General features: G+C 54.8%; 3 protein-coding genes. All 3 read right to left on the bottom strand.

The genetic code is table 11. The features are described 5' to 3' along the window. Window positions 1–649 precede the first annotated feature (649 nt). From QZP87_RS12550 to QZP87_RS12540, 3 genes are read right to left on the bottom strand one after another with little or no spacing between them, the layout of a single operon-like run. On the bottom strand, window positions 650–1,051 hold the full coding sequence (locus QZP87_RS12550) for a YdbL family protein (protein ID WP_291323266.1): 402 nt from the start codon (window positions 1,049–1,051) through the stop codon (window positions 650–652). A gap of 30 nt (window positions 1,052–1,081) precedes the next feature. After that, window positions 1,082–1,306, bottom strand: a complete 225-nt coding sequence (locus QZP87_RS12545) for a hypothetical protein (RefSeq protein WP_291323265.1) — start codon at window positions 1,304–1,306, stop codon at window positions 1,082–1,084. A 26-nt stretch (window positions 1,307–1,332) separates the two neighbouring features. Continuing rightward, on the bottom strand, window positions 1,333–4,194 hold the full coding sequence (locus QZP87_RS12540) for a hypothetical protein (protein WP_291323264.1): 2,862 nt from the start codon (window positions 4,192–4,194) through the stop codon (window positions 1,333–1,335). Window positions 4,195–4,387 lie beyond the last annotated feature (193 nt).

The raw sequence follows: 4,387 nt of genomic DNA, 5'->3' as shown, positions 1-4,387 counted from the left end.
TTTAGTTCTTGCGGCTCCAGCCGCTTACCTCTCGTTCCCAGGCTCCAGCCTGGGAACATTTAGTTCTTGCGGCTCCAGCCGCTTCTTAAAAAACATGTTTATAGGGACAGGCACCATTGGTGGACGCAGAGCGTCCGGAAGATGTTCCCACGCAGAGCGTGGGAACAATAAAGGAAATGATGCCCCGAAGGGGCCTCTTTTTCCGCGCAGGGTCGCGGAAAATGCCTAGTGACTTACTCCTGAAACCCTGCCTGCCCCGTTTAACAACGCTGAAAGCGTTCCTGCGCAGCAGGGTTTAACCGGGGTCAGAAAAAACAAGAAAAATTTCGAACAGAGTCGGGGTTTCAGCGCCTGGTAATGGGACTGTCCCGCACTTATTTTTGTAAATCTCATGGCTGTAACTTATTCATCAGAAAAATAAGTGCGGGACTGTCCCAATTGGGATAATACTACAGCGACACTTTGTGTTAATTTTTTGCCTCGACCACCGGGGACAGGCACTTTTGCCGAACTCAAACCGTAAAATGGCTGGGCTCTCGGCGGCAAAAGAGCCAGTCCCCTTCGAGTTCCAATAAAGTGTCGCTGTAGTGATAAGAGCACTTCCTTTTCTTGGGTTGCGGGCAAAGCCCGCGTTAGTTTCGCTGTAGTTCTAATTCAGGTCTTTTTTACGAACCCAGTTGCGGTGCTGGTCCTGCACAAAATGATTATCATCGGCCAGGCGGTACATACGGATGCGGTTCTGCAGGGCTACCTCCTGTACAGAAGTACCGGTCTCAGAGGCGATAATCTGGTAAAGATCCCTGCGATCGCGGTTCTCGGAATCCACCAGGTCCTGCACTCCGGAGGCGGCTCCAGGATCTACAATACCCACCATGCCGTTCCAGGCTTCTCCCACCAGGCCCTGGTTTTTGGCCTGCATCAGGCTGGAATGGCGTGCCTGCATACTCTGCACCACTTCGTCCTTGCTTCTGTTCTGTCCCCATACCCCTGTGACTCCCAGCACAAGAGACAATAAACAGATGAAAAAAAATGTCAGGGTTTTATTCTTCATGGTATTTACCTCGTTTATCTGTTTGCAGGGCTATTGCAGCTGCTTCAACTCTTCTTCAGAAAAAATGTCTTCCAGGCTGCCCTGAAAATCCAGGGCATCATCCAAAGCCTTTTGCACCTTGAGATTTATATCCACTGTCACGTGGATGGGTGCAATTTCAACTTTATGGGTGGTATCCGCTGTTACGTGATGCCTGGTGCAGGAGGCCAGCAACAAAAGCAGTCCGGCCAGGATACACAAAAATGTTTTGTCCATGATCAACTCCGGTTTTTAAATAATATTCAAAAATCCAGCCATTCATCCAGGGCTCTCATGACGGCTTCCTCCCCGGTGATCCCAAGGTCCAGGGCATGGTTCAGGGTTTCTTCAACACCACTGACATTGAGTACCAGGCTGCCCACACGCTGCGGGGGATCGCCGTGCACCCCCTCCCCCCGGATCTCGATGCGGGCTCCAACGTCATCCATGGAAGGTACAAGGTTCAAGGTGAAGAAATCGTACTCAAAATCCCTGAGGGCCTCTTCCAGTCGGTCCATCAGGAGGGCCAGGTATTCCTGACCGGCCAGGCTTTCCCGCACATACATGAGCAAAGCGTCCATGAGGTCCTGGTCTTTTATGCCCAGCCTGCCCGTGCCCGGCAGGGAATATACATACCCGTCGCCAAGGCTTATGCCACGGGCATCCAGTCCCACGTGCACATGACCGTAGAACAGCCCGCTGCCCTTTATCCTGCCTTCAGAGACCCGGCCGACATATTCCAGGAGGTCGACATCCTCGAAATACAGGTCAAGGAGACCTTCACCCGCTTTGGTATCCCAGCGCGAGGAATAAACCGACACCCTCCCCTGGGGCTGGAGGGTCCAGGAACTTTTGTCCAGCATGACCTTGTTTCCTCTGATCCTGAAGCTGGTCAGGCCGTCCCTGGCTGAAATAATACCCGCTTGCAACTCATGGATATGCAAAAAAGATTCCTGATCCCTGGCTGTTTGCAGAGGATCCAGGTCATCCAGGGCCAGCATACCGGAGAGACCCCGAATTTCAAGTCCTATGTCCCTGCTGGCTACATCGACATCATCCAGCTCAACCTCCAGGTAAGGTTCTATGCCTGTAGAACTGATATAAGCCTTTGCATTCAGTCTGGCCAGACCCTGGAACTCAATATCGCCTGATTCCGGAACAAACTTTTCCAGGTACTCCCTGGAAGGCAGCTCAAACCAGTCCGTGCCGGCGATTGCCTGCCCCTGGAGCCCCTGCTCAGAGGCATTCAGGTCCACCTCCAGGTTCAGCACGGCATTCGGGGCGAACTCCCAGGTACCGCCTGCCTGCAGGCTGTTATCCATGAATGCTGCCGTGCCTGCTGCTCCAGGCAGTTCTTTGCCGGCATAAGCTATACCTCCTATGCTCCACCTGCCTCTGTCATGCTCCGGGTTATGCCAGGAAACAGGCACATCCAGACTGATGTCTGCCAGCTCAAGATCCAGGTCCGCTATCTTTGCCACTCCGCGGTCCAGGCTCACCCGGACAAGGCCCCGGGGCTGTCCATGAGAGATTTCCAGATCCGCCTGCACCCCGCCAGCAGCAAAGGATACCCTGGCTACACTGGATACCAGCAGGTCCAGTTCTTTGTGCAGCACCGCGTCCAGCAACATCCTGGGCGGGCTGTCCTGGGCCAGCTCCAGGCTCAGCCAGCCATCTCCCCCCCCTGCTGCAAGCCCAGGAATTTCAAACACCTCCCCGTCATGGTCCAGGCTTGCGGATGCAAACCCCACCCTGCTTTCCCGGCCAAGGGTGACACTGGTCATGCCTGGACGCATGGAAACCCGGGGGAACGTCTCCAGGAATACTCCTCTTACATCCGCATGCTGCTGCGGCAGTTGTACTCTCAGGGGGCCTGCACCGGCCCGGGCAGAGTCCAGGGAGGCCCGCCAATTGAGCCCGCATTCTTCCTGGGACACTTCCGCCTCGAGCCTCCCGGAAAAATCAACTGGAAAAACCTCTTTTACCTGGACCTCTTCCGGAAAAAGCAACTCTGCAAGCTCCGGGACGACAACACCCTTGAGCCTTGCATCCCACTGCCCGGACCAGACAGCATCCCCGGACCACAAAGTAAATATGTCCTCGTGACTACCGCTGATATCCAGCTTGATTTTTCCTGGTTTTTCCAGATCGGCCTGCAGGACAAGTATGCCCTCGTCCTGTACCAGCATGTTTATGCTGGAAAACATGAACCGGCTGAAGTTTGCATTTTCCAGGAAAACATCCCCCTGCAGCCTCTCCAGGGAAAAACCCGGTTCAAAAGCCCCCTGAACCTGAACCCCGGCTTTATGAAAGCCAAAGTCCTTACCGGCAATGCTATGCTGCCGTCCTCCCAGGTGCGCAAAAAAGTCCACCTCCCCCCGGCCCGGGTCTTCAAGGCCTCCGGCCCAGTTCAAGGATAATCCGGCTCGGACTGGAACCTGCCGATCTGGAAATCCATCACCCTCCTGACGCGGCCAGTCACTGTCGGCACTTACTGTTGCAGTGCCGGCTTCAAGATCGGCCTCCCCCTGAAGATGCAACACGGTACCAAGCAGCCTTGTTTCAAAATCCGCCAGAATGCTGCCTGGGCTTTGCGCTGTCAATACCCCGGACAGAGGCACTCTCCAGCCCAGGCCGGCATGCTGCAGCAGGACCGAAGAAGACTCAATCTCCAGTTTTTCAAAGGGCAATACCGGCACCTGCACTTCCCCTGTCCGCTTGTTACCGGCAAAGGGCAGACCCAGGTCCAGCCCGTCCCGGCAGTAACCCACCTCCCAGTTGAGACCCGTGACCGTGATCTCACGGACTTTACCCTGCAGCAGGCTGGACCAGTCAGCTCTTACCGATACACGGTCGATCTGCAGGTTCAGGTTGCGCCCCCTGATTTCGCTGACCAGAATACCCCTGTGACTTATCGAATCCACCCTCAGATGCGGCTCCTGGATGCCCTGCTCCTGCATATAACTTACAAGAAGCCTTTCCAGCACGTAGGGAGAGGCCGCAAAGAAAGTCAGCACCAGGAAGGCCAGGACCGGCAGCAGTACCAGCAACAAAGCCCGGACAAGCCTGCCGGGCATCATACGTCGGTGCTTGACTCTGCGCTCTCCAGCTTCGCAGCTATGCATGCTTCCTTGCCATAAAAAAACAGTTTCGTATCTGTTTAGCGCTTTGCATGTAGCATGGGGACTGGCTCTCCACGCACTTATTTTTCAGTAATGATCTTCACTTCAGCTAAAAATAAGTGCGGGGGGTGCCTGTCCCCTGCTTTCCTCTAAAAATGTAGCATGGGGACTGGCTCTCCCCGCACTTATTTTTCAG

Source organism: Desulfonatronospira sp. (genome assembly GCA_003563255.1).
Classification (GTDB): Bacteria; Desulfobacterota; Desulfovibrionia; order Desulfovibrionales; family Desulfonatronovibrionaceae; genus Desulfonatronospira.
Note: the sequence above shows the minus strand (reverse complement) of the source record. Positions and strands in the feature narration are given on the sequence as shown.